The sequence below is a fragment of the Gulosibacter sediminis genome, from assembly GCF_023370115.1.
In the GTDB taxonomy this organism is placed as follows: domain Bacteria; phylum Actinomycetota; class Actinomycetes; order Actinomycetales; family Microbacteriaceae; genus Gulosibacter; species Gulosibacter sediminis_A.
In genome coordinates this window covers 2,020,832-2,047,316 of the sequence record NZ_CP097160.1, presented here as the reverse complement: position 1 = coordinate 2,047,316, position 26,485 = coordinate 2,020,832, and the positions used below count along the sequence as shown (strand labels likewise).

Here is a 26,485-nt window from a genome sequence, read left to right as displayed (position 1 = left end):
GACCACTCAACGCATTTCCGGGGTGGGCGGCTTGGCAGGGCGGATGCGCCAGCCGGCTGCACTACGCTCAGAACGCTATGTCCCGCCTCGCCACGATGTTCGCTGCGCTCGCCGACACCGCGCTCGCGGTCGTTGTCGGCATCCTTACGCCACTCGCCGTTGCCGCGGCCGGGTGGCTCATTTCTGGCAGCTTCCAGACGACTCCGTGGGAAGTGCCGCTCGCCGCAGCGATGGCGCTGTGGACGCTCGGCCTCACGAGCGCCGTCGGCTTCACGGTGCGTCCCGAGGCCTTCCCCTCGCTGCAGCTCGCCGAGCCGTTCGGCTTCGTCGTCTCGCTCGCCCCGCTCGCGATTACGGCCTACGTCGCCTGGTTCGCCTGGCGCACCGGCCGCCGCATCGCCGACGCCGACGACGACGGCCCGTGGCTCTCGCTCGCGGTGAGCGCCGGCACCTTCATCGTCGGCAATCAGCTGGCGCTGCAGCTCGGCGGCACCGACGTCGCGCGCCTCGAGCCGGGCGGAGTCGCCGCGGGCGGCACACTCATCTGGGTCGTCGGTCTCCTCGCCGGTGCCCGCGTCTGGGAATTTGTGCCCTGGACCCGCCTGCTCGGCGACCGCACCGACGTGATGCTCACCGCGGCGTCCCGTGCCCTGCGCCTTGCGCTCGGCTTCGTCGTCGGCCTGTTCGCCCTCGCGAGCGCCCTCGTACTCATCGGTCTCGTGCTCAACATGGGCGACATTGTCGGCCTGACGCAGTTGCTGCAGCTCGACGCCTGGGGCAACGTCGCGGTCGGCCTCACCGAGTTGCTGTACCTGCCGACACTGCTCGTCTGGGCGGTGTCTTGGCTACTTGGCGCGGGCGTGCAGCTTGGCGCGGGCACTATGGCGAACCCCGGCGCGACCGACGCCGGCCCACTCCCGATCTTGCCGCTGCTCGGCATCGTGCCCGAACCTCAATCCACCCTGCTCTGGTCACTGCTCGCGCTGCCCGTGCTGCTCGCGGCGGTGCTCACGCTGTGGCTGCGCACGACTACGCGGGGCGCGGATGCGGGGCCCTGGTGGCAGCGCCTCGTCGTGCCCGCCGCGGGCGCGATCATCGCAGCGTTGCTGCTTACCTGGCTCGCCTACCTCTCGCGTGGCGCGGTCGGCCCCGGGCGGCTCACCGAGTTCGGCCCGGTGCCCTGGCTCGTGCTCCTCTACGCCGTCGCACTGCTGCTCGTCGGCGCGGTCGTTGGTGCCTATATTCCCGTGCGTGCCCTCGCTGCCGCCGAGCTCGAGGTCGAGGCTGCGCCGGGCGAGTTCCGCGACCTCGCGACCGAGGACCTCGAGGATGTGCGTGCCGAGCGCACCCTCCGAGCGGTCGAAGACGACGACGAACTCTATGCCGAGTTCGACGATCTCGATGGCCCCGCCCGCACCCCCTGGTGGCGGCGCGCCATCTACGCGACCCAGGACCGCCTCGACGACCTCACCGCCGGGCGCCGACGCACCACGGCCGCGCGCGACGACGACGCCGACGAGGACTGGGAGGACCGCGACCGCGACGACGCGTCCGAGCTGCGGGACAAGTTCGACACCGACAAGTTCGACACCGACAAGTTCGAGCGCGACGAACTCCGCGACGACGCCTCCGACGCTGACGAGTTCGAGGACGACGACGAGGATGCGCCGCTCACGGTCGTGCGCCGGGCCCGGCAGCGATCGGGGGCAAGCAACGCCGACGCGCGCAAAGACGCCGAGACCGACCACTCGAGCGACGAACCCAACGTCGACACCGACACCGACCCCGACGCATCCGCCCCCGCGCCCCGCCAGCGTGACGCAGACCAGCGCACGACCCGCGGCCGCAAGCCCGCGCCCCGGCGCGACCTCGGCGACCTCGCAGACGCACTGCGGCGCCCCGACGAACCCGATATCTATGGCGATATCGACCTCGACGAGGCGCCGCGAGGACCTCGGAAGTAGCGTTACTGCTTCGTGGCGTTGCCGTCGCCGAAGTGGGGCGCCTGCTGGCCGTACTGCGGAGCGGCGGCGTCACCCTGGGTCGGCTGCGCCGGGTTGTAGCCGGCCTGCGCGCCGTACTGCTGGGCCTGCGCCTGAGCCTGCAGCGCCTGCTCCTGCGCCTGCTGCAGCTGCTCGGGCGCCCACTGCGATGCCTGCGCCGCGGTGGCCTGCGCCGCCTGCGACTGCTGCTGCCACTGCTGCGACTGCTGGGGCGCGCCGTACTGCGGCGCGGCCTGCTGGTCACCAAACTGCCCCGCGGCCGGCTGCTGCTGCGCATCCTGCTTGCCCTTGCGGGTCACGACCGCGACGATGAGCAGAATGATGCCGAGCGGGATGAGAATGACCGGGCCCCACACCTGCACCATGAGGCGAACGTTGTTCGCGCCGTTCGTGCCCTCGGTGACCCAAAAGACGTCCATGAAGTCGATGCCGGGGTACTCGGCCACGGTGCGCGCCGTGTTGAAGATGTTGAGCGCGAGCAGCACGATGCCGATGACGAGCGTGCTGAGGCCGAAGCGAACGAACGGGTTGGCCTGTTTACGGAACATGTGGGGGTCTCCCTCGAAGTGGTCTGGCGCCCATGCGCCGTGTCTCCTCAAATCATTCCGGGCGGACGCTCGGGGCGGATCGGTCGGCGGATGTACTGCTTGGCCTACCTCGCGCGCATTTCCTGCAGGGCGGGGCACGCGACGGGCTCCCGCGGCGTCCAGTCGCTCGCCGCGTAGAATTGCCTGGTGCTTAAGGTCGTCGTGCTCATCTCCGGAACCGGATCGAACCTTCGCGCGCTCCTCGACGGCCTCGACGATGCGCGCGCGAGCGATGCGCCCATCGCCGCCGAGATCGTCGCGATCGGCGCCGACACCGAGCGGGCGAACCTCGCGCTCGGCGAGGAGCGGGGCATCCCGACCTTCGTCGTGGCGCCGGGCGAGTACCCCGACCGCGCCGAGTGGGGGGATGCGCTCCTCGCGAAGGTGCGCGAGTTCGGCCCCGACCTCACGATCCTTTCGGGCTTCATGCGTCTCGTGCCGCCGCGCGTGGTCGACGCGCTCGCGCCCGAGCTGCTCAACACGCATCCCGCCTATTTGCCCGAATTCCCCGGCGCCCACGCCGTGCGCGATGCCCTCGCGGCCGGCGCCACCGAGACCGGCGCCACGATCATGATCGTCGACAACGGTGTCGACACGGGCCCCATCATCGACCAGCGCCGCATCGCCATCACCCCCGATGACACCGAGGCGACGCTGCACGAACGCATCAAGGTCGTCGAGCGGCAGCTGCTGCTCGACACGGTGCGACACCTCGCCGCCGGCACCCTGAACCTGAAGGAGATCGCGTCATGAGCGCCCCGAAAATCACCGAACCCCGTCGCGAGCGCGACCGCGTCGAGATCCGCCGCGCCCTGATCTCCGTCTCGGACAAGACCGACCTCGAGCGCCTCGCGAGCGCGCTCGGCGAGGCCGGCGTCGAGATCGTCTCGACCGGCTCGACCGCGGGGCGCATCCGCGACCTCGGCGTCACCGTGACCGACGCCGCCGACGTCACCGGCTTCCCCGAGATGCTCGACGGCCGCGTCAAGACGCTGCACCCGGCGATTCACGGCGGCCTGCTCGCCGACCTGCGCCTCGCGTCGCACGAGCAGCAGCTCGGCGAGTTCGACATCAAGCCCTTCGACCTCGTCGTCGTGAACCTCTACCCGTTCGCCGAGACCGTCGCCTCGGGCGCGCAGGGCGACGACGTGGTCGAGCAGATCGACATCGGCGGCCCCGCGATGGTGCGCGCCTCAGCGAAGAACCACGCGAACGTCGCGATCGTCGTCTCGCCCGCAAGCTACGACGAGGTCATCGCCGCGCTCGGCGACGGCGGCACGACGCTCGAGCAGCGCCGCAAGCTTGCGGCCGCGGCCTTCGCGCACACCGCTGAGTACGACACGAACGTCTCGAACTGGTTCCAGCGCGAGCTCGCGGACGCGTCCAAGGCGGATGCGCCTGCCGCGCTGCCCGAGCAGCTCGAGGTCGTCGCTGCCGAGCGCACCCCGCTGCGCTACGGCGAGAACTCCCACCAGCAGGCGGCGCTCTACCGCCTTGCCGACGGCCGCGGCATCGCCCAAGCAACGCAGCTACACGGCAAGGAAATGTCGTACAACAACTACGTCGACGCCGACGCCGCCGTGCGCGCCGCGTACGACTTCGCCGAGCCCGCCGTCGCGATCATCAAGCACGCGAACCCCTGCGGCATCGCGATCGCGCCCGCCGGCCTCAACGACGCCGCGGCCATCGCCGAGGCGCACCGCCGCGCGCACGCGACCGACCCCGTGTCGGCCTTCGGCGGCGTGGTCGCCGCGAACCGCGAGGTGTCGGCCGAGATGGCGCAGACCCTGAGCGAGATTTTCACCGAGGTTGTCGTCGCCCCCGGCTTCGCCGACGAGGCGCGCGAGATCCTCTCGCGCAAGAAGAACATCCGCCTGCTCGAGCTGCCCGAGGGCTACGCCCGCGAGGCGCTCGAACTGCGCCAGATCTCGGGCGGCCTGCTCGCGCAGACCCCCGACACCTACGCGCCCGAGGGCATCAGCGCAGGCTGGGAGCTCGTGACCGGCGAGGCCGCCGACGAGGCGACCCTGCGCGACCTCGAGTTCGCGTGGAAGGCCGTGCGCGCCGTGAAGTCGAACGCGATCCTGCTCGCCCACGACGGCGCCGCGGTCGGCGTCGGCATGGGCCAGGTCAACCGCGTCGACTCGTGCCAGCTCGCCGTGAACCGTGCGGGCGAGCGCGCGAGCGGCTCGGTCGCCGCATCCGACGCCTTCTTCCCCTTCGCCGATGGCCTCGAGACCCTCATCGCGGGCGGCGTGCGCGCCGTCGTGCAGCCGGGCGGCTCGATTCGCGACGACGAGGTGAAGGCCGCAGCCGAACAGGCCGGCATCACGATGTACTTCACCGGCGAACGCCACTTCTTCCACTAAACCGCGCGGCCCTCCCGCCGACTCAGAAAGCCCGATTTGTCTCAGCAGTCCACTCCGAAACCCCAGCTCGCCGTCGTCGCGCTCGCCGCGCTCGCGGCGGCCGGGGTGACGCTCGCCGCGACCCTGTTCAAGACGAACGAACGCGACCTCACCTTCTCTGTTTCGGTGTGGGACACGTTCTCGAACGCGTTCGGCATCGCCGTGGTGCCGGTGCTCATCTACTTCGTCGCGCTCGCGATCTTCGGCCTGTTCGGCTGGCTGCGGAACTGGTGGCGCGGGCTCATCGCAGGCACGGCGTCGATCCTCATCGGCGGCGCCCTCGGCTACCTGCTGCAGATCGTCTCGAACGGCGTCGAGCTCAACGGCGACGCCTGGGCCGCGATCTTCAGCGAGTTCCTTGGCCTCAACTTCCCGCTGCTGATCTCGGGGATGCTCTCGGCCACCTTCGTCGCGCCCGCAGCGCTGCGCACGCTCGCCCCGGTGGCGGGGGAGCCCGCGCGCTACGCGGCGGCCGCGGGCGGCGAGGCCACCGCCTCGACCTTCGAGTCCGGCTCGGCGTTCCTGCGCATCCCCTCGGATGCGCTGCTCGAGCGGCTCGGCGATGACTCGGACGACGCGAACGAGCAGTGGGAGGCGCTCGTCTCGGCGTTCGAGCAGCACGACTGGGGCACGCAGGCCGTGCCCGGCGGCGACGACGACGACGAGCGGGCGGTGCTGCTGGGCGACACCGCGCTCGTGCTCGGCGAGCAGGTCATCATGGCCCGCCCGAAGCACGGCGACGCGCGAGCGAGCCTCATCGCCGTGCGCGAAACGCTCGAGACCGCCGGCGCCGTGTTCGACGAGCTCGAAGCGCCCGCCGAATTTCACCCCGCCGACGTCGTGCAGGCCGAGGGCGTGCTCTATGTTGGCGTCGGCGGCACGACAAATAAGTCGGCCGTGCGCGGCCTGCGCCGACTCCTCGGCGACCGCGGCTACCGCATCGTCGGCGTGCCGATGATGGGCTCGGTGCCGCTCAGCGAGGCGCTCAGCGTGCTGCCCGACGGCACGCGCCTCATCTGGCGCGAGGCACTCGAGACGCCGGATGTGCTTGGTGACTGCCTCATTGCGCCTGAGCCCGCGGGTGCCGCGGTGCTCGCGCTCTCGCCGACCACGATCGCCGTGTCGGCTGATGCCCCGAACACCGCCGACTTGCTCGAAGACCTCGGCTACGAGGTCGAGCGACTCGACATCAGCGCCTTCGCGGCAGTCGGCGGCACGCTGCCGCGGCTCTCGCTGCGCTCGCGGGACTAGGCTTCGCGCGGCCTCAGCCCCAACGACGAACCCCCGCGACCACTGGTCGCGGGGGTTCGTCGTTGCGTCGCCGTGCGCGGGGCGAGCTAGGAGATCTTGCGGATGCCGATGACCTCGCCGTACTGCGTCTCGCCGACGATCTCGAAACCCATCGCGGTGAAGAACTTGCCGGGGCCAAGGTCGCCGTCTTCCCAGACCGCGACCACCTGATCGAAGCCGCGGTTGACCGCCTCGTCGACCACCGCATCCACCGCGAAGCGGCCAATGCCGCGGCGCTGGTGCGTCGCGTCGACGTTCATGCGGAGGATCGTGGCTCGGTAGAGCTCATCGGCGGCCTCCTCGTTGAAGGTCGCCATGATGAAGGCAACGACGTTGCCGTCGGCCTCAACCACGCGCGGCCACATCGTGTCTTGGTTGACGTAGGCCTCGGCGATGGAGTGGGAAACGGGCGCGACGAAGGCCTCCTGCCCGGGCTTGAGCGTGAGGGCGTTAGCGGCGACGACGTTGTCGGCGGTCAGCGGGGCGATGCGCATCTCAGTCATGTTCGCAGCGTACCTGGAAGTTTTGAAACCGCCCGGGGTGTTTACCAGGATGAGGCGAAACTCGCACGTGACGGCAACCTAGACTGGAGGGAGGTTTGTTGAAGGCGCGCCGGCACGAGACCGGCCGCATACGGGGAGGTCGGGATGACTCAGGAGGCGACAGGCGGCTTGCGCGAGCTCACGGTGCTGGTGCGCGCCGATGGCGAGGGCGAGCTGCGCGATGGTGGCCGAGTGACCCGGATGCGCGCGGCGGATTCCGACGAACTCCGCGGCATGCTCATGGAGCGGGCGCTCGCGGTCGCGTTCGACGAGGGCGTCGACGTGCACGTGACGACGATCGACATCGACGGCGTCTACGACCTGCTCTGCACGGCCGACGGCCAGGTCGACGAGGTCGGCGACATGCGCCCGCTGCAGCCGGGCGACAACGACCTCACGCCCGAGGCACCGACCCGCCAGACCGACGGCGGTTACGCCGCGCTGTTTGGTCTTGACGTCGACGAGCCGTCGACCGATGTCGATGCGCCGAGCGTGCCCGTGCACGAGACCGAGCGCCTGCCGCGCGAGGCGATGATGGCGAAGCTCGACTACGACGAGTTGCTGCGCGGCGAGGAGACAGCGCAGGACGAAGACGCCGAGCTCTCGACGCAGGGCCTGTTCGACGGCGCGAAGACCGGCCCGGTGCCGGTCGGCGAGGCCGATGAGCTGCTCGACGAAGAGGTCGACGACGAGTTCCACGACGAGGGGCTCGACCACGACTTCGACGAGCTCGACGAGCAGCAGGCGGCCGCCGACGACGCGGCCCCGGCCGAACAGGAGGGCGCTGCCGAGTCCGGCGAGACCGACTCGGCCGAAATCGACGAGACCGACCCCGCCGAGTCCGACGTCGCCACCGATCGCCCGCCGTTCGAGCAGACCCCGGGTGCGAAGCCGCCCGTGTGGCGCGACCGGCCCGCCGACGCCGCGCCGCCGGCGTGGCGCGACCAGGACGCAACGGTCGAGGACGCCGCCGACCCCGACGAGTGGCAGCCGAACTTCCTGCGCGGCCGCGACGCGAATGCCGCGCCTGCGCCGACGCCGCACCAGAGCCCCGCGGCCGCTCGCGCGGCGCAGGCCGCCGCGAGCGTCGCATCCGAGCACGGCGGCAGTCACGACCGACGGGCCACGCCGCCGAAGCCCGCACACCGCCCGAACACCGAGGGTGTGCCGACGCTCGACGACTTCTTCGCCGAGAAGTCGCCCGAGCGCAAGCGGCCCGCCGAGCAGGGGTGGCGCGCGAACCTGCGCCGCATGACCGGCGGCCTCATCACACTCGGCCCGGGCGCGAAGGAGCGCACCCGCCGCGAGGAGATCGCGTCGATTCAACGCACCTTCCAGGGCCCGCGCACGATCGTCGTGATGAACCCGAAGGGCGGCGCCCACAAGACCACCGCGACCCTGATGATCGCGGCGACCTTCGGCACCATGCGCGGCGGCTACACGCTCGCGTGGGACAACAACGAGACCCGCGGCACCCTCGGCTGGCGCTCGCGCCCCGGCGTCAACAAGAACACCGCGGTCGACCTGTTGCGTGAGCTGCCACGCTTCGAAATTTCGGGCGGCATGACGATCGCCGACGTCGACCGCTACGTGCGCAACCAGGGCGACGCGAAGTTCGACGTGCTCGCGAGCGACGACGACGCGGCGAGCGCCGCGATCATCGACGACGACGCGTTCAGCCGCCTGCACACCGTGCTCTCGCGCTTCTACCGCATCATGGTCATCGACACCGGCAACAACATGCGTGCCTCGAACTGGGAGGCGGCGCTCGACGTCGCCGATCAGCTCGTCATCGTCTCGACGGCCCGTGAAGACACGGCGGCGTCGGCGGCCTGGCTCGCCGATGGCCTGCGCGAGCGCGGCTACGGCGACAAGCTCGCGAACGCCGTGACGATTCTCTCGTCGCCCTCCGAAAAGGAAGACACCGAGCTGACGCAGAAGCTCACCTCGCACTTCCAGCAGCTCACGCGCGCCGTTGTGTCGGTGCCGTATGACCAGGAGTTCGTGGGCGGTGGCGAGCTCGACATCCCGAGCCTGCAGCCGGCGACCCTCGAAGCCTGGCGCCACGCGGCGGCCGTGATCTCGCAGGGCCTGTAGCGCGCATCCGGGGGCCGCGAGGCATCTAGGCTAGAAGCATGTTGCGTGTTGTAGCGGGAGAGCAGTCGGCCACCCCGGCCGAAATGGATGCGATCGTTGCCGGGCTCGACGAGCGCGCGGGGGTTATCCTCGCGTCGGGCGTCGAATACCCGGGCCGTTACACGCGATGGGACATCGGCTTCATCGACCCTCCGCTCTCGCTCGAGGGCCGCGGGTTTGAACTGCGGATGCGCGCGCTCAACGACCGCGGGCGGATACCGCTCGCGTGCTTCACCGACGCGCTCGAGGCGGCCGACGGCATCGAGGTGGAGCGGGTCGACGAGACCGACACGCGCATCCGTGTCGCCCCGCAGCGCGACGAGCTGCTGCCGGAGGAGCAGCGCACGCGGCGCCGGTCGAGCTTCACGGTGTTGCGCGTCATTCTCGAGCAGTTGCCGAAGGACTCCGGCCGGCACTTCGGCCTCTACGGCGCGTTCGGCTACGACCTCGTGCGGCAGATCGAGACCCTCGCCGAGCCCGCGGGTGGCGAGCAGCGCGACCTCGCGGTGTACTTGCCCGACAGCATCCTCGCGGTCGATCGGCAGCGCGGCGACGCGCGCCGCTATGACTTCGACTTTGCGTACGCCGGTGCCTCGACCGTCGGCGTCGCCCGCGACGAGACGGTGTCGCCGTTCATGCCCGCGCCAGCCTCGGCCGAGGCGAGCCGCGACCACGAGCCGGGGGAGTACGCCGCGCTCGTGCGCGAGGCGAAGCACTCGTTCGCCCGCGGCGACCTATTCGAGGTCGTGCCAGGCCAGGCGTTCCGCCGGCCCGTGCGCACCTCGCCGGCGCAGGTTTTCCGCACTCTCGTGCGCGACAACCCCGCGCCCTACGGCGCGCTCATGAACCTCGGCGACAACGAGTTTCTCGTCACCGCGAGCCCCGAGATGTTTGTGCGCGTGCAGGGCACGCGTGTCGAGACCGCGCCGATCTCGGGCACGATCGCCCGCGGCGCCGACGCGATCGAGGACGCCGACCGCATCCGCACCCTGCTCAACTCCGACAAGGACGCCTCGGAGCTCACGATGTGCACCGACGTCGACCGCAACGACAAGTCGCGCATCTGCGAACCCGACTCGATTCGCATCATCGGGCGCCGCCAGGTCGAGCTCTACTCGAAGGTGATCCACACCGTCGACCACGTCGAGGGCACGCTCCGCGCAGGCTTCGACGGGCTCGACGCGATTGCGACGCACATGTGGGCCGTGACGGTGACCGGGGCGCCGAAGATTTGGGCCATGCGTTTCATCGACGAGCACGAGCGCTCGCCGCGCACCTGGTACGCGGGCGCGCTCGGCGTGCTCTACGCCGACGGCGACGTCAACACCGGCCTCACGATTCGCGCCGCGATGATCCGCGAGGGCATTGCCGAAGTGCGCGCGGGCGGCACCCTGCTCATCGACTCGACGCCCGAAGACGAAGAGCGCGAGACCGAGATGAAGGCGCAGGCGCTGCTCGAGGCGATTGCCGCGGGGTCGGATGCGCCGACCGCGATCGAGCCGGAGGCCGCGCAGGTCGCGGCGAGCGGCGCGGGCCACCGCATCCTCATGTTCGACCACGAGGACTCGTTCGTGCAGATGCTCGCCGGCTACCTGCGCGCGACCGGCGCCGAGGTGCGCACGGTGCGCGTGCCGCGCGGCGGGCTGTCGGACGCCGACATTCAGGCCGCGCTCGACGACGCCGACCCGAGCCTGGTGGTGATGTCGCCCGGGCCGGGAAATCCGCGTGATTTCGAGGATGCGCGCATCCTCGCGGCCGTCGACGCCCGCGGCCTCGCCGTGTTCGGCGTGTGCCTCGGGCAGCAGGCGATCGGTGAATACTTCGGTGCCTCGCTCGGTCAGCTCGGCTACCCGCTGCACGGTAAGGAGCGCGAGGCGGTGCGGCTGGCCGAGGGCTTTCTCGACGCCCTGCCCGAGCGCATCGTCACCGGCCGGTACCACTCGCTCTTTATCGACCCGGCGACGCTGCCCGATGAGCTCTACGTCGTCGCGAGCGATGACGACGGCGTGCCGATGGCGATTCAGCACCGGGAGCAGCCGTGGTTCGCGGTGCAGTTCCACCCCGAGTCGCTGATGACACTGCGCGATGCGGCTGGCCGACGCATCATCGATTCCGTGCTCGAACGCATCCCCGCGCCGCAGCCTTCGGTGCGCTAGCCGGGCGTGTCGCGGCGGCCCGTTTCGGCGGGCCGATGAGTGTACGCAATGTACGGTGAATCCCGCGATCAGAGGCGTTTTCGGAGACACTTTGTAACTCGGTTTACGGGCGTTGAAAAGTCGGTCAAAATTGGCGGGTTTTCGGCGGCGCGTCGATTACCAACCGTTCACCGAATGCCCGCAAAATCGAGCGGTGAATACGCGTATTGATTTCCGCTACCTCTCCGAGGACGACACGATCGCCGCCGGAGTGATGGACATGGCCGCCTGCGTCGACGCGATGGAAGAGACCTTCGCGCTCTATGCCGCAGGCGACTACCGCATGGCCGGCCCGAACAATGACTCGCACGGTGCCCGCATGATCTTCCCTGATGACCCGCCGTTCGAGAACATGCCCGCGAACAGCGACGACCGCCGCTTCACCGCGATGCCGGCCTACCTCGGGGGTTCCTTCGGCACGACCGGCATGAAGTGGTACGGCTCGAACCTCGCGAACCGCGACAAGGGCCTGCCGCGCTCGATCCTCATGTTCATGCTCAACGACACCGACACGGCGGCGCCGCTCGCGCTCATGTCGGCGAACCTGCTGTCGGCGATGCGCACCGGTGCGGTCTCCGGAGTGGCTGCTCGCCACTTCGCTCGCAGCGACTCACGTGTTGCCGGCGTCATTGGGCCCGGTGTCATGGGCCGCACAACGCTCGCCGCGCTCGCGGTTGCCTGCCCGATGCTCGACACCGTCAAGGTGCGCGGTCGCAGCCAACAGGGGATTGACGACTTCCGCGCGTGGGTGGCCGAGTTCGTGCCGCAGATCACGACGATCGAGCAGGTCGAGCGCGACGAAGACGCCGTGCGCGGCTGTGACGTGGTGGCCGTGTGCACGACGGCGAAGGCGGGGGACATCGATGCGTACCCGATGATTCGCCGCGAGTGGCTCGAATCGGGCGCGTTCGTGACGATGCCGGCCGCCGCGAACATCGACGAGGGCCTTGAGGCGCAGGAAGTGCGCAAGGTCGTCGACTCCTACGGGCTCTATGAGGCGTGGGGCATGGAGTTCCCGACCCCGACGCACCACCACGTCGGCATCATCGGCAACAAGTTCCTCGACCTCGTGTCAGAGAACAAGCTCCGGCACTGGGACATCGAGGAGCTCGGCCCCGTCGTCGAGCGCCGCACCGAGGGTCGCCGCACTCCGGAGGAGGTCGTGCTCGTGTCGGTTGGCGGCCTGCCGATCGAGGACGTCGCGTGGGGCACCGTGCTCTACCGCAATGCGATCGAGCGCGGCATCGGCACGAGCCTGCCACTCTGGCAGACGCCCGCGCTCGTCTAGCGCGGCGTTCGACCGGCGCCTGATCTCGTCCGTGACAGCTCGCGGCGGGGTTGCCTTGGCTGCGTGACCCAGCTGTCCCAGATATGCCACAGCAGGGATATCTACCCCCTGGGCCGTATGTGGGACAGCTGGGTCACGTCGGCCGAGTGACGTCGCGTTAGAAGGCGCGGTAGTCGACCTTTTCGAGGCGGGGCCCCCGGCGCGGGCGGCGGGGGCCGGCCGCGAGCAGCAGGCGCACGGCACGGAAGCGCTGGCCGCGCCATGGCTCGAGTGCGGCGAGCATCTCATCGTCGCTGAAGTCGCGGCCCTCGAGGGCATGACCCACGTGCTTGCGCAGGTGGTAGTCGCCGACCGACACCGCATCGGCGTCGCCGAGGGCGCGCTGTGCGAGCTCGGCGCTCGTCCAGCGACCGACGCCCGGCAGCGACTCGAGCCGCTCGCGCGCGACCGCGGCCGGCTGCGCCGCAAGGCGATCGATGGCGCCGGCACGCTCGGCGAGCTGCACGACGGTGCGGCTTCGCGCCGGGTCAACGCCCGCACGATGCCAGTCCCAGCTCGCCACGCGTCGCCAGGCCGCAGCCGCCGGCGCCACGCGCATGCGGGCCGCCAGGTCTGGCGGCAGCGGGCCCGGCGGTACCTCGCCGAAGCGCAGCACGAGGCGCCGGTACGACGCGGTGGCCTGCTGCACGATCACCTTCTGCTCGAGCACGATCGGCACGAGCTCGGCAAACACGGTGCCCGTTCGTGGCACGCGCATGCCGCTCGAGCGTCGAAACTCGGCCCGCACTTCGGGAAGCAGCGGGTCGAAATCGGCGGCGTCGTCTGCGGCACCACAGATCTCGGGTGCGGCCGCGAGGACCGCCGCGGCACCATCGCCCCAGCTTCGGGCGCGCAGCATGCCGCCCGGGAGCTGCGTGAGCCGCAGGGTCGCGGTGGCCTCGCCGAAGCGACGAGTGAGCAGCGCATCCGTGCCACGCTCGAGCCATTGAAAGGTTGGGTCCCCAGCGCCGTGCTGCAACGCCGACAGGGTCAGCCCCAGGTCGGTCGCATGCGGCGGCTGCCACTCGCGCTCGAGGAAATCGCTCATGTGCCCATCCTCCTCCGTGCCACCGACACCGCGTCGGTGACGCGCGCGTGCGCCTAGCGGAAGACGATCGTGCGGTGCCCGTCGAGCAGAATGCGGTGCTCGGCGAACCACTTCACGGCCTGCGTGAGGGTGCGTGACTCTTCGTCTTGGCCCATCGCCTGCAGCTCGGCCACGGTGTCGGCGTGGTCGACGCGGCGCACGTTCTGCTCAATGATCGGCCCCTCGTCGAGGTCGGTCGTCACGAAATGCGCGGTTGCGCCGACGAGCTTCACGCCGCGGGCGTGGGCCTGGCGGTACGGGTTCGCCCCCTTGAATCCGGGCAAGAACGAGTGGTGAATGTTGATGAGCCGACCTTCGAGGGCCGCGCAGAGCTCGGGGGAGATGATCTGCATGTAGCGGGCGAGCACGACGAGCTCGATGTTGTCGCTTTCGACGACTTCGAGCACACGGCGCTCGAAGTCGGCCTTCTCCTGCGCGTTGCGCACGGGGCGAAACTCGAACGGCACGTCGTAGAAGCCGGCGAGCTTGCCGAGCACCTCGTGGTTCGCCATGACGCGCGGCACCGTGATCGGCAGGTAACCCGCTCGTTGGCGGAACAGCAGGTCGTTCACGGCGTGCTCGGCCTTCGACCCGAGCACGAGCGTGCGCAGCGGGCGGTGCGCCTCGTCGATGTGTACCTCGGCCTTGAGCGCGTCGCGTACCTCGTAGATACCGGCCTCGAAATCGGCGCGGCCCGATGACGTTTCGACCTCGCAGCGCAGGAAGAAGCGGCCCGCGTCGAGCGAGGAGAACTGCTGCAGCTCGACGATGTTGCCGCCCCCGCCCGTGATCGCTCCCGTGAGCTCGTGCACAATTCCGGGCTGGTCGTCGCAGACCAGGGTCAAAACGAGGTGCGAAGCGGGCGATGCGGCGGTGTTCGAGGGCGTGTCAGTCACCGCACCAGCGTAGCCTCAGAGCGTGCCAGAAACCTCGTCACGCGCGCCAGAACGGCCGTTTCCGCTGATCCCGCTCATCACGCTCGCCGCCGCGGCATTCCTCTCGGTGACGGTCGAGATGCTGCCCACGGGGCTCATGCCCCTCATGTCGGCGGGCCTCGGCGCGAGCGAGTCGCAGATCGGCCTGCTCATGACGATCTTCGCGTTTACCGTCGTCGCCCTGTCGACGCCGCTCGTCTACCTGCTGCAGCGGGTGCCGAAGCGCCTCCTGCTCGTCGGCGTGCTCAGTGCCTTCGCGATCGGCACGATCGGCACGGCGTTCGCGCCGAGTTACACGATCGTCGTGCTCACCCGCATCTTCACCGGCGCCGCGCACGGCGTTTTCTGGGCAACGGTGACGTCGTACACCGGTGCGCTCGTCACGTCGAAACAGCTCACGAAGGCGGTGTCGATCACGGGCGGCGGCGGTGGCCTCGCGTTCGTGCTCGGGGTGCCGCTCGGCACCGCGCTCGGACAGCTGCTCGGCTGGCGTACGACCTTCTTCGCGATCGCCGCCCTCTGTGTGCTCGTGGCGGCGTTGCTCTGGTTCGTGCTGCCACAGCGGGTCGAAGAACAGCCCGAGACCTCGGCCATCGAAGTTGTGCCGGCCCCGCAGCCGATCGGCGATGTCGAGCAGACCGGCCTCGACGGGCCGCGCGTGCCTCGGCCGGCGCGGTCGATGTACCTCGTCGCGCTGCTCATTCTGCTGTGTGCGCTCACGATGTCGGGTAACTATTCCTTCTACTCCTATATCTCGCCGTACCTGCTCGGCATCGTCTCGCTGCCGGCCGAGTGGCTCGCGACGGCGCTGTTCGCATTCGGCATCACCTCGGCGCTCGCGACGATGCTCACTGGCCTGTTCTTCTCGAACCGCTCGACGCTCGGCTTCGCCGTCGCCTACGCCTGCATGCTGCTCGGCGCGGGCTGCCTCGCATTCGCGCCGCAGGTGCTGCCGCTCGTCATCGTCGGCCTCGGCCTCTGGGGCGCCGGGATGGGCTTCCTCCCGACTCTGCTGCAGTCGCGTCTGCTCGCGGTGGCGCCACGCAAGCACCGCGACCTCTCGAGCGCGCTCTACACCTCGGGCTTCAACCTCGGCATCGGTTCGGGCGCCTTCATCGGCGGGCTGCTGCTCGACGACTACGGTATTTGGTCGGTCGCGCCGGCCTTCCTCACCCTCGTCGGTTGCGCGTTCATGGGCATGATGGTGGTGGACTTCCGGCAGCGCCGCGCGGGCGTCGCAACCCCGCGCATCCGCTGATTCGCGCAGCCGCGGCCAGCGAGGGTGGCCCGGCGTGCGCTAGCCTGGCCGAAGACACGGGGTGCCCCACCGAGGGGCTGAGATCACACCCGAGAACCTGATCGAGTTCGCACTCGCGGAGGGATGTCGCGGCGACGTTGTCACGTCGGCACGCGCCGGCTTGCTGGCGCAGCATCTGTCCTCGATGCTGCTCAGGAAGCCGAGGCCGACCATGATTCCCAACGTTCTCTCGATTGCCGGAACCGACCCGAGCGGCGGGGCGGGCATCCAGGCCGACCTCAAGGCCTTCGCAGCCCAGGGCGCCTACGGCATGAGCGTCATCACGGCGGTCGTCGCGCAGAACACGCAGGGGGTGCGCGACATCGTCGCCCTCGAGCCCGACTTCGTGGCCTCGCAGCTCGCCGCGGTGCTCGACGACGTGCGCGTCGACGCGATCAAGATCGGCATGGTCGCGAACGCGGGCATCGTCGGCGCGATCGCGCGCGGCCTCGACACGGTGCCCGAGGTGCCGGTTGTGCTCGACCCGGTGATGGTCGCGAAGAGCGGCGACCACCTGCTCGCGCGGGACACGGTGGCGGCGATCCGCGACGAGCTGCTGCCGCGCGCCACGGTGATCACGCCGAACCTGCCCGAGGGCGCGGTGCTCGCGCGAGCCGAGGCCGAACCCCGCGACGTCGACGGGATGCACGCACTGCTGCAGCGCCTGCGGGTGTGCGGCGGCGAGTGGGTGCTGCTCAAGGGCGGCCACCTCACGGGCGAGGAGAGCCGCGACCTGCTCGCGAGCGGGCACGTCGACGAGCCGCGCGTGCGCGAGTACGCGGCCCCGCGCATCCGCACCCGCAACACCCACGGCACGGGCTGCACCCTCTCGGCCGCGATCGCGGCGCTGCTGCCGCGGCACGACGTGCCCACGAGCATCGAGCTCGCAAAGCGGTACCTGACGGGCGCGCTGCGGCACGCCGACGAGCTCGAGGTGGGCTCGGGGCACGGGCCGGTGCATCACTTTCACGAGCTCTGGCCCGCGCCCGCGGTCGTCGGCCCGTAGGCGCTAGTTCTTCACGAGCCCGCCGTCGACGACAAGGTTCTGTCCGGTCACGGCGCGCGCCCACGGCGAGGCGAAGAAAAGCGCCGCGTCGGCGAACTGGGCCGGCGTCGTGACCGAGCGCAGCGGGGTGCCCTGCGCGATCGCGTCGAACACCGCATCCGGCGTCGCGGCGCTCGCATCGGTGGTGCGCAGCAGGCCGCCGCTGATCATGTTCACGGTGATGCCGCGCGGCCCGAGGTCATCGGCGAAGGTGCGCGTGAGCGAGAGCAGCGCCGCCTTCGCGGCGGTGTAGTCGTGGTAGGGCACGACGGGGTACTGGAACAGGTTCGTGCCGATGTTGATGACGCGGCCCGAGCCCGCGCGGGCGAAGTGCGGGGCGGCCGCCTGAATCACGTTGAGCGCGCCGCGGATCGTGCCTGAGAACTGCGTGTCGAAGTCGGCGTAGTTGATGTCGTCGGCCTTCGCGCGGGCATCGCCGTTGAACGAGAAGTCGACGAGGGCGTTGTTGATGACCGTCGTGACGGGCGCGGCGAACGCGGTGTCGGCGGCGGCGAAGAGCTGCTCAACTTCGGTGCGGTCGCGCACGTCGGCGCGGGCGGCCACCACGCGCCCCGGATGCGCCGCCTTGAGCTGCGCGGCCGCCTCGCCGCTCTCGCGGTAGTTGACGACGACGCGGGCACCTTCGCGCACGAACGCCTCGGTGAGGGCGCGGCCGAGCCCGCGGGCGCCACCCGTGACGAGCACCGTCTGCTCGGCGAGGGGGAGGGCGGTGGTGGGTTCGCTGGTGATGGTCATGCGTGGGCCTTTCGGGTTGGGGTGGATGCGGTGTGCCAGGCCGCGGTGAGGCCGCGGGCGGTGAACGAGGGGTCGGGTGCTGCGCAGATTGCCGAGACGACGGCGATGGCGGCCGCACCGGCCTCGCGCAGCGGGGCGACGTCGTCGGCGTGGATGCCGCCGATCGCGACGGCGGGCAGCGGCGTGGCCGCGGCGAGTGCGGCGAAGCCGTCAACGCCGAGGGCGGGCGGATGGTCGGGTTTGGTCGAGGTCGGGCGGATCACGCCGATGCCGAGGTAGTCGACCGTGCCCGCCGGCAGCGCCGCGACGGCAGCGAGGTGGGCGGTGGTGTTTGCGGTGAGGCCGACGATGGCGTCGGCGCCGAGCGCGTCACGGGCCTCGTGCACGGCGGCGTCGCCCTGCCCGAGGTGCACGCCGTCGAGGCGGATGCCGAGCTTGCGCGCCGCTATCGCCACGTCGAGGCGGTCGTTGATGATGAGCGTCGCGCGGCCGTCGATCACCTCGGCGAGCCGCTCGAGGTCGCGCAGCTGGTCTTCGGCGCCGCGCCGCTTCTCGCGGTACTGCACCGTCGTGACGCCGCCCGCGACGGCCGCATCGACGGTCGCGAGCAGGCCGCGGTCGCCCGTGAGGTGGCGGTCGGTGACGAGGTAGATGCCGGTGATGGGCGCGGGCTGGCGACGGGGCGTGGACGCCGGATTCGGTTGCGTTAGCTTGGCGCCGACTGGCTCCCGTGGGCCTGCGGGGCTCATGCCGCGCCGCCCGAGGTGGCCTGGGCAGCGGCGAAGCCACCCGTTGCGGCCTGCGCGGTGGCGCTCTCGCCTGCAGGCTCCACCCGGATGCGCGTGCCCGCGGCCACCTCGCCCGCCGTGATGGCGGCGAGCGCGTCGAGCAGCTCGACCGCGAATGAGCCCGGCCCACCGGCCCGGGCGGCCGCCCGTTCGGCCGCGACGCCGTAGCTCACGTGGGCCGCGACGAGCGCATCCAGCGCCGAAATCTCACCCCGCACGGCGAGGAACGCCGCGACGATCGACCCGAGCGCGCAGCCGCCGCCGGTCACCTTGGTGAGCAGCGCATCCCCGCCCTCGACCCAGACGACCGAGCGGCCGTCGGTGATGAGATCCTCCTCGCCCGAGACCGCGACGACGGTGCCGAAGCGGGCCGCGAGCTCGACCGCCGCGGCCCGCGCGCTCGCGGCGGAGTCGGTCGACTCGACGCCGCGGCCGCCTGCCCCCGCGCCGGAGAGCGCGAGCACCTCCGAGGGGTTCCCGCGCACCGCGGTCGGCTGCTGGGCGACGAGCTCGGCCGCAAGCCGGGTGCGGATCGGCAGGGCGCCGATCGCGACCGGGTCGAGCACCCAGGGCGTGCCGGCGTCGCGCGCGCCCGCGACCGCCTCGGCGATCGCGCCGCGCTGCTCGGGCGTCGGCGTACCGAGATTCACGAGTAGTCCGCCGGCGACGCGGGCGAACAGGCCGGCCTCGCCGACGATGTCGACCATGGCTGGCGCCGCGCCGAGCGCGAGCAGGGCGTTCGCAGTAAACCCGGTGACGACATTGTTCGTGATGCTGTGCACGAGTGGGGCGGATGCCCGCACGCGGCCGAGCAGTTCGGCGACGGTGTCGGGCGTGGTCGCGTCGATGGTCGACGCGGTGAGAGGTGGCATGGCGACATTCCCTTCATCGGCGAAGGGCGCGGCGCGTCACGGCCTGGCCGCGCGCGGCGAGGCCGACGGCGGAACAGCAGCGAATTGGACGATCCCTTCGCCAGTACTAACTGGATCAGGTTCGACGGGTGTGATCTCAGCCGATCGCTCGGCACCCCGTGTCACTGCGGCCACCCTAGCGCACGGCCGGGCCGCGCATCCGGCCCACGACTTTCTGCGACGCACGCAGCTATCAGTACCGCGCATCCGTTTAGACTGGCGGAGTCGCGACTGGCGTCAGATGGGTCACCATCGGGGAGCGGCATCCGGAGCACGAGCCGCACGCCTGGGCTCGCCGACACGAACGACCGATTCGATTCCGCGAATCAGCGAAGGAGTCCCAGTGTCCGAATACCAGAACCTGCCACTTTCTGAAGTCGACCCCGAGATCGAGCAGGTGCTCAAGAACGAGCTCGACCGCCAGCGCAACACGCTCGAGATGATCGCGAGTGAGAACTTTGTGCCCCGCTCGGTGCTCGAGGCCGTCGGCAGCGTGCTCACGAACAAGTACGCCGAGGGGTACCCCGGCCGCCGCTACTACGGCGGCTGCGAGGCCGTCGACGTCGCCGAAGACCTCGCACGCGACCGCGCGAAGGAGCTCTTCGGCGCCGCCTACGCGAACGTGCAGCCCCACTCGGGCGCGAGCGCGAACGCCGCGGTGCTGCACGCGCTCGCGAAGCCTGGCGACACCATCCTCGGCCTCTCGCTCGACCACGGCGGCCACCTCACGCACGGCATGAAGATCAACTTCTCGGGTCGCCTCTACGACGTGGTGGCCTACGGCGTTGACTTCTCGACCGGCCGCATCAACATGGAGCAGGTGCGCGAGCTCGCGCTCGAGCACAAGCCGAAGGTGATCATCGCTGGTTGGTCGGCCTACCCGCGCCAGCTCGACTTCGAGCAGTTCCGCGCGATCGCCGACGAGGTTGGCGCGTACCTCTGGGTCGACATGGCGCACTTCGCTGGCCTCGTGGCCGCGGGCCTGCACCCGAACCCGGTGCCGCACGCCCACGTTGTCTCGTCGACCGTGCACAAGACCATCGGCGGCCCCCGCTCGGGCTTCATTCTTACGAACGACGCCGACCTCTCGAAGAAGATCAACTCGGCCGTGTTCCCGGGCCAGCAGGGTGGCCCGCTCATGCACGTGGTCGCCGGTAAGGCCGTCGCGTTCAAGCTCGCGCAGACTGAGGAGTTCAAGGACCGCCAGGCCCGCACCCTCCGCGGCGCGCAGATTCTCGCCGAGCGCCTGCTGCAGGACGACGTGAAGGAGGCCGGCGTCGCCCTGACCACCGGCGGCACCGAGGTGCACCTCGTGCTCGTCGACCTACGCGACGCGCCGATCGACGGCCAGCAGGCCGAAGACCTCCTGCACGAGGTTGGCATCACCGTGAACCGCAACTCGGTGCCCGACGACCCGCGCCCGCCGATGGTGACCTCGGGCCTGCGCATCGGCACGCCGGCGCTCGCGACCCGTGGCTTCGGCGACGAGGAGTTCCGCGAGGTAGCCGACGTCATCGCCGAGGCGCTCAAGCCCGAGCCGAACATCGAGTCGCTCCGCGCACGCACCAAGGTGCTCGCCGACAAGTTCCCGCTCTACCCGGGCCTGGTGTACGCATGACGGCAGTTCGCCTCGACGGCAAGGCCGCGGCGGCAGCGATCAAGGCCGAGCTCGCCGAGCGCGTGAGTGCGCTGCGCGAGCGCGGCATCGTGCCGGGGCTCGGCACGGTGCTCGTGGGCGAAGACCCGGGCTCGAAGCTCTACGTCGCGGGCAAGCACCGCGACTGTGCCGAGGTCGGCATCGAGTCGATTCAGGTTGAGCTGCCCGCCACGGCGACGCAGGAGGAGGTGGCCGCGGCCCTCGACGAGCTCAATGCGAACCCGGCGTGCACCGGCTACATCCTGCAGCTGCCGCTGCCGAAGCACCTCGAGCAGGATGCGCTGATCGAGCGCATCGACCCGGCCAAGGACGCGGACGGGCTGCACCCGACGAACCTCGGCCGGCTCGTGCTCAACGTGCGCGAGGAGATCACCACCCCGCTGCCGTGCACGCCGCGGGGCTGTGTCGAGCTGTTGCAGCGCAACGGCTACTCGCTCGACGGCAAGCACGTCGTCGTCGTGGGCCGCGGCGTGACGGTGGGGCGGCCGATCGGCGCCCTGCTGACGCGGCGCGACCTCAACGCGACCGTGACGCTGACGCACACCGGCACGCAGAACATCGCCGAGATCGCCCGCACTGCCGACGTGATCGTCGCCGCGACCGGCGCCGCGCACCTCGTGAAGCCTGACTGGGTGAAGCCGGGCGCCGCGGTGCTCGACGTGGGCGTCTCGCGGGTCACCGACCCCGAGACGGGCAAGTCGAAGGTGTACGGTGACGTCGACCCGGCGGTCGCCGAGGTCGCGGGCTACCTGTCGCCCAACCCCGGCGGCGTCGGCCCGATGACGCGAGCGCTCCTGCTCGCGAACGTCGTAGAAACCGCCGAACGCGCCGCCTAAAGCTGAGCAGTTGAGTGGTCGTTTTTTGTAGTTTTGGCGCCGGTGGATTCATACGGTCGTTGCAACATGAGGAGGATGTTGCATGCCGAAGAATCCCCACGGGAACCGATACAAGCAGGCCGTTCGGGACCAGTTCGTTGACCTGATCTGCAAGGACGGGTTGCCGCCCGCCAGGGCGGCAACCCGTCTCGGCATCGGGTCAGGCACTGCGGCCAGGTGGCGACGGAAGTATGTCGGAATGACCGCGTTCGAACTCCGCCACCACACCCCAATCACTATCGATCAAGAACACATCGGACGCGGCCTCACGTTCGAAGAACGCGTGCTCATCCAGGCCGGGATCCGTGACCAATGGACCCAATCCCGCATCGCGGCAGAGATCGGCCGGGACCGGTCCGTGGTCTGCCGCGAACTGCACCGCAACACCCACGCAGACGGCCAGTACTCGGCCGCGGCCGCGCACCTGAACGCCCGCCACCGACGACGTCGGCCAAAACCCCCGATCCTGTGCCGCGAGGACACCGCTCCGTTACGCGGGTTCATCGAAGACGCGATGGATGTGGGCTGGTCCCCGAAACTCATCGCGGACATGTTGCGCCGGGAACCCGACGCCACAATGGGGCGTGTGAGCCACGAAACGATCTACCGCGCCCTGTACGTCCAAACCCGGGGCGGGCTGCGGCAAGACCTGGCAAAACAGCTATCCCTGGGGCGTAGCCAACGCAAACCCCAGGGCACGACCGAGCGGCGGGGCCGGTCAATCTACCAGGATGCGTTCACGATCAGTGAGCGCCCGCCCGAGGTCGAAGACCGCGCCATCCCCGGGCATTGGGAAGGCGACCTCATCGTCGGGCCGGGGAGTAAGTCCGCGATTGGCACGCTCGTGGAACGCGCGACCCGGTTCGTGATCCTGCTCCACCTCCCCGACGGGCACACCGCGAACCAGGTCGCGACGCAAATGATCCAACAAATGCGCCAACTCCCAGAACAACTACGGCAATCGATCACCTGGGACCGCGGCACCGAATTAGCGGAGTACCGGCGCATCCAAACCGAACTCGTGGACGCCGTGTACTTCGCCGACCCCCACTCGCCCTGGCAGCGCGGATCGAACGAGAACACGAACCGACTGCTGCGGCACTGGTTCAAAAAGGGCACCGACCTGCCCGGGCACACGCAACAGGACCTGGACGAGGTCGCACGCAAACTCAACACACGACCCCGCCCAACCCTGGACTACGACACCCCAGCCAAGCGCCTCAACCAGATCCTTGTTGCATCCACCAGTTGACAATGCCGCCGCCAAAACTACAAAAAACGACCACTCAACTGCTTCGGCGACAGGACGAGGGGGTGCCTCGGTGGGGCTGCCGGGGTGGGAGCTTCCGGTTAGAGATCGCGGCGGGGGCCGTCGGCCGATGAGGTCGTGACGACCTCGAGGCCGCTCCAGCCGAACTCGGCGAAGGCCTCGTTGAGGTTGTTGCGGAACTCGTCGACGCGGTCGAGCGGAATCAGCACGAAGACCGTGCCGCCGAAGCCCGAACCCGTCATGCGCGCGCCGAGCGCGCCATTCGCGAGCGCGAGCTCGCTGATGAGGTCAATGCGCTGCGTCGACGCCCCGAAGTCCTCGCGCAGCGACTGCTGCGAGGCGTTGAAGATCGGCCCGGTGTGGGCTGCGCCGTCGGTGCGCAGCACCCGCGTGATGTCGAGCACGCGCTGCATTTCGGTGAGCACGTACGCCGCGCGCTTGCGGTCGACCGGGTCGAGGTTCGTCGCGGCTTCAAAGTCCTCGAACTTCACCTCGCGCAGGTACTGGCAGCCAAGCGCCTTCGCGACCCGGTCGCAGGCGTCATGCCGGTCGGTGACGATGCCCTCCCAGTTGCGGTGGTTCTCGCCCGAGTGCACGAGCAGTTGCGCGAGGCCAAGCTCGGCCAGCGGCGGGGCATCGAGCAGCGTCACGTCGTTACCGCGCGCGTCGAAGAAGACGTCCTTGTCTGCCTCGGCGCTGAGGCAAACGATGTGGTCGGCAAGGCCGGCGGATGCGCCGACATAGTCGTTCTCGACGCGGTAGCCGAGCCGCGCGAGCCGCTGCGTGTCGAGCTCGAAGCCCCACAGCGCGTTGATCGCGAGCGAGATCGCGCCGCAGATCGACGCGCTCGAGGCGAGGCCGCCGCCGATGGGCAGGTCGGTCGTAATAAAGAGGTCGAGTCCGGTCGGCTCGAGCGCCGCATCCTCGTCGCCATCGACGAGCTCGGAGTTGAACATCTGAATGTGCTCGAGCCCCGCCCAGATCGTGCCGAGGGGATAATCGAACCAGTTGTGCTCGGCCGGCGGCACGAGCTGCTCGAGCGTCGTCTCGATGACGTCGGAGGCGAGGTCGGTGCGCACCCGCACGAGCGAGTCGTCGCGCCTCGACATGGCGACCGCCGAGCGCCGCTCGGTCGCGTGCGCGAGCGTGAGCCCGTCCTCGATGTCGGTGTGGTCGCCCATGATGCTCACGCGGCCAGGTACCGACCAGACGCCCTCGGGCTGAGCCCCGTACGCGGCGGCGAATTGTTCGGCAACGAGTCGGCTCGTGTCTCGAATCATCAGTCTTCCCGGGGTACGCGGTCAGGGCATGCGCGAGCAAAACGTCGGCACCTCGACTCTACGACGATTTGCTGAGCCCAATCGCAGACCTGAATGCGCCGGCGCCGATGGTGCGGGCTCCGAGCGCCTCGGCGCGGGCCCGCAGCTCGCGGTCGCTCGTCACCACGAGCGTCGTCGCACCCGGCTCAATTGCGGCAACGACCTCGTCATCGCCTGAGCCGGCAGCGGCGCGGATGCGCACCCCGGGTTCGGATGCGCAGGCCTCGGCCACGGGTCGGGCCGCACCCTCGACAACGAACGTGACGCGCGGCCAGGCGGTCGCAACGTCGAGCCCGAACAGCGACGCAGGGCAGCCGTCGGCGGCAATGGGGGAGATCTCCGCAACGACGCGCCGGGCCCCACCGGTGCGATCCTTCCACCAGCCGTCGGGCCGCGAGCCCATGACGTTCGCGACGTCGACGATGATCTCGACCCGGGCATCCAGCAGCGGCCGCAGCGTCGGCCAGGCGCGGGCAAAGCCGGGATGCAGGCGGAGCCGCTCGAGCTCGTTGACGGCCACCCAGGCGAGCTGGTGCGACTCGTTGTCGTTCATGTGCGCCTCGAACGGCGTCGTCACCCGCGCGATGACGGTCGTGTACTGCCAGAAGCCGAGGTCGCGCACGTAGGTGAAGCGCGGGCACACCGCATCCTGCGGCACCGCCGCCTCTTCGAACGACTCGCGCAGCGCCGCCTGCACCGGCGTCTCGTCGAGATTCCGCGCGCCGCCGGGGATGCCCCAGGTATCGCCGTAGTGGCTCCAGGGTGCGCGGTGTTGCAGCAGGATGCCCCGGTCGGGATCGTGCGCGACAAGTCCGGCCGCGCCAAACAGCCCCCACATTCGGGTGCCGTCGGGGCCCTCCGCCCATCCGTCGCCGGAATTACTCACCCGGGCAGTCTACGAGGATGCCCTGGGCTCGGCGTGGCGGGCGACTCGCGGGGTCATGCGCTCGGCACTCACTTAACGCCCAGGAAAGTCAATTGACTTAACCGTGTGGAATGTGATTCTCTTAACCACATGGAAAGCAACATGGCCCCGCATAACGAAGAGAACTTTTCGGCCGCCGATGCCCTGCAGCAGATCGACTCCGATCGGGCTTCCTACAGCGAGCGCATGAAGACGCCCCGCTGGTATTACCCCGTGCTCTCGATTGCGGCCGCCCTCGTCGTGGCCGCGCCCGCACTGATTCACGCGGGCGGCTGGAACCTTGTCGTGCTCGCCGTGAGCCTCGCGATCAGCGTCTCGCTCATCTTCATTTATCGAAAGCGCACCGGTGTGTCCAGCACGAAGCCGTACGGCCCCCGTAGCTGGACGGTGCTGATCGTCATGATGGCGCTGCTGATCATGTGCATGGTGGTGGCAGGAGCGCTCGGGGGCGAGGGACTCAGCCTCTGGGTCTTCGCCCCGATGCTCGCCGCCATCGTCGTGTTCTGCGTCGGCGGGCCGATCTACGACCGCGTCTCGATTGCGGAGTACAACAGTGTCCGTTAATCCCGCGTTCCACGACGAAATCCACGCGCCGAACCGGCTGCGCATCCTGAGCCTGCTGCGGCCGCTCGAGGGTGCCGAGTTCACGGCGGTGCAGGAAGCGCTCGATCTCTCCGATGCGAACCTCTCGAAGACGATCAAGACGCTCGTCGAGCTGCAGTACGTCACGACGAGCAAGCTCGCGACGAGCGAGCGCGACCGCCGCCGTCGCACCTCGGTGCGCATCACGCAGCTCGGCGCAAAGACCTTCGACGAGCACGTCGCCGCGCTACGTGAGCTGGTCGCTGGCGCCGAGCTGCCGAGCTAGCAGCGCGCGGCGAGCCCAGAGCTGGGCCCCGTCGATCCCCCGATCCCACGCGGCTGCCGTGCCCTGATCTGGGTGGGGCTTGCTACGCACGCCGGTGTCGCCGGAGCGCGACGAGCTCGGCGCTGTGTGAGGATCCTTGCCGCGGTTTTCTCACTTCTCTGCGATTTTCCAACAGCGATGCGGTTTCCTAGTGAAGCCATAGTTCTCGACCACCGACGTGGTCTTGTGGCGGAGTCGCGGTTTTCTACCAGCGATGCGACTCTC

Annotated in this window: 23 protein-coding genes and 3 riboswitches; of the genes, 14 read left to right on the top strand and 9 right to left on the bottom strand. The window is 69.8% G+C overall.

Features of this window, described 5'->3' with window-relative positions:
- Positions 1 to 77: 77 nt before the first annotated feature.
- Positions 78 to 1,964, top strand: a complete 1,887-nt coding sequence (locus tag M3M28_RS09430; protein ID WP_249386220.1) for a cell division protein PerM — start codon at positions 78 to 80, stop codon at positions 1,962 to 1,964.
- A 2-nt stretch (positions 1,965 to 1,966) separates the two neighbouring features.
- Here the strand turns inward: M3M28_RS09430 and M3M28_RS09425 are convergent, their stop codons facing one another.
- The gene (locus M3M28_RS09425; RefSeq protein WP_249386219.1) at positions 1,967 to 2,551 is read right to left on the bottom strand and encodes a hypothetical protein; all 585 of its coding nucleotides are present in this window, start codon (positions 2,549 to 2,551) and stop codon (positions 1,967 to 1,969) included.
- A gap of 186 nt (positions 2,552 to 2,737) precedes the next feature.
- Here M3M28_RS09425 and purN point away from each other — a divergent pair, with 186 nt between their 5' ends.
- The 3 genes from purN to M3M28_RS09410 are packed head-to-tail and all read left to right on the top strand — an operon-like array spanning position 2,738 to position 6,249.
- Positions 2,738 to 3,343 (top strand): phosphoribosylglycinamide formyltransferase, encoded by a 606-nt coding sequence (gene purN, locus M3M28_RS09420; protein WP_249386218.1) that lies wholly within the window; start codon positions 2,738 to 2,740, stop codon positions 3,341 to 3,343.
- Positions 3,340 to 4,959 carry a bifunctional phosphoribosylaminoimidazolecarboxamide formyltransferase/IMP cyclohydrolase gene (purH, locus tag M3M28_RS09415; RefSeq protein ID WP_249386217.1) on the top strand — a complete coding sequence of 540 codons (1,620 nt, stop codon included), beginning with the start codon at positions 3,340 to 3,342 and terminating at the stop codon, positions 4,957 to 4,959. The genes purN and purH overlap by 4 nt, the downstream gene beginning before the upstream one ends.
- Before the next feature lie 36 nt (positions 4,960 to 4,995).
- Entirely contained in the window at positions 4,996 to 6,249 is a 1,254-nt protein-coding gene (locus M3M28_RS09410; protein ID WP_249386216.1) for a hypothetical protein, read from the top strand.
- Positions 6,250 to 6,335: 86 nt separating this feature from the next.
- Here M3M28_RS09410 and M3M28_RS09405 read toward each other — a convergent pair whose 3' ends face one another.
- Positions 6,336 to 6,791 carry a GNAT family N-acetyltransferase gene (locus M3M28_RS09405; RefSeq protein ID WP_249386215.1) on the bottom strand — a complete coding sequence of 152 codons (456 nt, stop codon included), beginning with the start codon at positions 6,789 to 6,791 and terminating at the stop codon, positions 6,336 to 6,338.
- A gap of 144 nt (positions 6,792 to 6,935) precedes the next feature.
- On the opposite strand from M3M28_RS09405, the gene M3M28_RS09400 reads away from it, so the two are divergent.
- The 3 genes from M3M28_RS09400 (at position 6,936) to M3M28_RS09390 (ending at position 12,449) form a co-directional block, all read left to right on the top strand.
- Positions 6,936 to 8,927 (top strand): MinD/ParA family ATP-binding protein, encoded by a 1,992-nt coding sequence (locus M3M28_RS09400; RefSeq protein WP_249386214.1) that lies wholly within the window; start codon positions 6,936 to 6,938, stop codon positions 8,925 to 8,927.
- Positions 8,928 to 8,965: 38 nt separating this feature from the next.
- The gene (locus M3M28_RS09395) at positions 8,966 to 11,122 is read left to right on the top strand and encodes an anthranilate synthase component I (RefSeq protein ID WP_249386213.1); all 2,157 of its coding nucleotides are present in this window, start codon (positions 8,966 to 8,968) and stop codon (positions 11,120 to 11,122) included.
- Between the two features lie 193 nt (positions 11,123 to 11,315).
- Complete coding sequence (locus M3M28_RS09390; RefSeq protein ID WP_249386212.1) at positions 11,316 to 12,449, top strand: tyramine oxidase subunit B; 1,134 nt, start codon at positions 11,316 to 11,318, stop codon at positions 12,447 to 12,449.
- Positions 12,450 to 12,606: 157 nt separating this feature from the next.
- Here M3M28_RS09390 and M3M28_RS09385 read toward each other — a convergent pair whose 3' ends face one another.
- Both M3M28_RS09385 and M3M28_RS09380 read right to left on the bottom strand, forming a co-directional pair.
- The gene (locus tag M3M28_RS09385) at positions 12,607 to 13,536 is read right to left on the bottom strand and encodes a DNA-3-methyladenine glycosylase family protein (RefSeq protein ID WP_249386211.1); all 930 of its coding nucleotides are present in this window, start codon (positions 13,534 to 13,536) and stop codon (positions 12,607 to 12,609) included.
- Positions 13,537 to 13,589: 53 nt separating this feature from the next.
- Entirely contained in the window at positions 13,590 to 14,471 is an 882-nt protein-coding gene (locus tag M3M28_RS09380; protein WP_249386210.1) for a formyltetrahydrofolate deformylase, read from the bottom strand.
- Positions 14,472 to 14,493: 22 nt separating this feature from the next.
- Between M3M28_RS09380 and M3M28_RS09375 the strand changes: the two genes are divergently transcribed.
- Both M3M28_RS09375 and thiD read left to right on the top strand, forming a co-directional pair.
- Positions 14,494 to 15,768: an MFS transporter gene (locus M3M28_RS09375; RefSeq protein WP_249386209.1), complete on the top strand. Its 1,275-nt coding sequence runs from the start codon at positions 14,494 to 14,496 to the stop codon at positions 15,766 to 15,768.
- Positions 15,769 to 15,815: 47 nt separating this feature from the next.
- A riboswitch (TPP riboswitch) is annotated at positions 15,816 to 15,909 on the top strand.
- Positions 15,910 to 15,979: 70 nt separating this feature from the next.
- Positions 15,980 to 16,813, top strand: coding sequence for a bifunctional hydroxymethylpyrimidine kinase/phosphomethylpyrimidine kinase (gene thiD, locus M3M28_RS09370; protein WP_249386208.1), 834 nt, complete (start codon positions 15,980 to 15,982; stop codon positions 16,811 to 16,813).
- Positions 16,814 to 16,816: 3 nt separating this feature from the next.
- On the opposite strand, the gene M3M28_RS09365 is transcribed toward thiD, so the two are convergent.
- From M3M28_RS09365 to thiM, 3 genes are read right to left on the bottom strand one after another with little or no spacing between them, the layout of a single operon-like run.
- Positions 16,817 to 17,608: a 3-oxoacyl-ACP reductase gene (locus tag M3M28_RS09365; RefSeq protein ID WP_249386207.1), complete on the bottom strand. Its 792-nt coding sequence runs from the start codon at positions 17,606 to 17,608 to the stop codon at positions 16,817 to 16,819.
- Positions 17,605 to 18,357, bottom strand: coding sequence for a thiamine phosphate synthase (gene thiE, locus M3M28_RS09360; protein WP_249386206.1), 753 nt, complete (start codon positions 18,355 to 18,357; stop codon positions 17,605 to 17,607). Before thiE ends, M3M28_RS09365 begins: the two co-directional genes overlap by 4 nt.
- Positions 18,354 to 19,268 carry a hydroxyethylthiazole kinase gene (thiM, locus tag M3M28_RS09355; RefSeq protein WP_249386205.1) on the bottom strand — a complete coding sequence of 305 codons (915 nt, stop codon included), beginning with the start codon at positions 19,266 to 19,268 and terminating at the stop codon, positions 18,354 to 18,356. Before thiM ends, thiE begins: the two co-directional genes overlap by 4 nt.
- Positions 19,269 to 19,342: 74 nt before the next feature.
- Positions 19,343 to 19,437: riboswitch (TPP riboswitch) on the bottom strand.
- A gap of 87 nt (positions 19,438 to 19,524) precedes the next feature.
- Positions 19,525 to 19,606: riboswitch (ZMP/ZTP riboswitch) on the top strand.
- 44 nt (positions 19,607 to 19,650) lie between these two features.
- On the opposite strand from thiM, the gene glyA reads away from it, so the two are divergent.
- The 3 genes from glyA (at position 19,651) to M3M28_RS09340 (ending at position 23,091) form a co-directional block, all read left to right on the top strand.
- Positions 19,651 to 20,925, top strand: coding sequence for a serine hydroxymethyltransferase (gene glyA / locus M3M28_RS09350; protein WP_249386204.1), 1,275 nt, complete (start codon positions 19,651 to 19,653; stop codon positions 20,923 to 20,925).
- Positions 20,922 to 21,800, top strand: a complete 879-nt coding sequence (locus tag M3M28_RS09345; protein ID WP_249386203.1) for a bifunctional methylenetetrahydrofolate dehydrogenase/methenyltetrahydrofolate cyclohydrolase — start codon at positions 20,922 to 20,924, stop codon at positions 21,798 to 21,800. The genes glyA and M3M28_RS09345 overlap by 4 nt, the downstream gene beginning before the upstream one ends.
- A gap of 322 nt (positions 21,801 to 22,122) precedes the next feature.
- Positions 22,123 to 23,091, top strand: coding sequence for an IS30 family transposase (locus tag M3M28_RS09340; RefSeq protein WP_249386202.1), 969 nt, complete (start codon positions 22,123 to 22,125; stop codon positions 23,089 to 23,091).
- Between the two features lie 98 nt (positions 23,092 to 23,189).
- Here the strand turns inward: M3M28_RS09340 and M3M28_RS09335 are convergent, their stop codons facing one another.
- Positions 23,190 to 24,389 carry a galactokinase gene (locus M3M28_RS09335; protein ID WP_249386201.1) on the bottom strand — a complete coding sequence of 400 codons (1,200 nt, stop codon included), beginning with the start codon at positions 24,387 to 24,389 and terminating at the stop codon, positions 23,190 to 23,192.
- A 58-nt stretch (positions 24,390 to 24,447) separates the two neighbouring features.
- Entirely contained in the window at positions 24,448 to 25,314 is an 867-nt protein-coding gene (locus tag M3M28_RS09330) for an NUDIX domain-containing protein (RefSeq protein ID WP_249386200.1), read from the bottom strand.
- Positions 25,315 to 25,455: 141 nt separating this feature from the next.
- Between M3M28_RS09330 and M3M28_RS09325 the strand changes: the two genes are divergently transcribed.
- Both M3M28_RS09325 and M3M28_RS09320 read left to right on the top strand, forming a co-directional pair.
- On the top strand, positions 25,456 to 25,917 hold the full coding sequence (locus tag M3M28_RS09325; protein WP_249386199.1) for a hypothetical protein: 462 nt from the start codon (positions 25,456 to 25,458) through the stop codon (positions 25,915 to 25,917).
- Complete coding sequence (locus M3M28_RS09320) at positions 25,907 to 26,221, top strand: transcriptional regulator (protein WP_249386198.1); 315 nt, start codon at positions 25,907 to 25,909, stop codon at positions 26,219 to 26,221. The genes M3M28_RS09325 and M3M28_RS09320 overlap by 11 nt, the downstream gene beginning before the upstream one ends.
- The last annotated feature ends 264 nt before the right edge of the window (positions 26,222 to 26,485 follow it).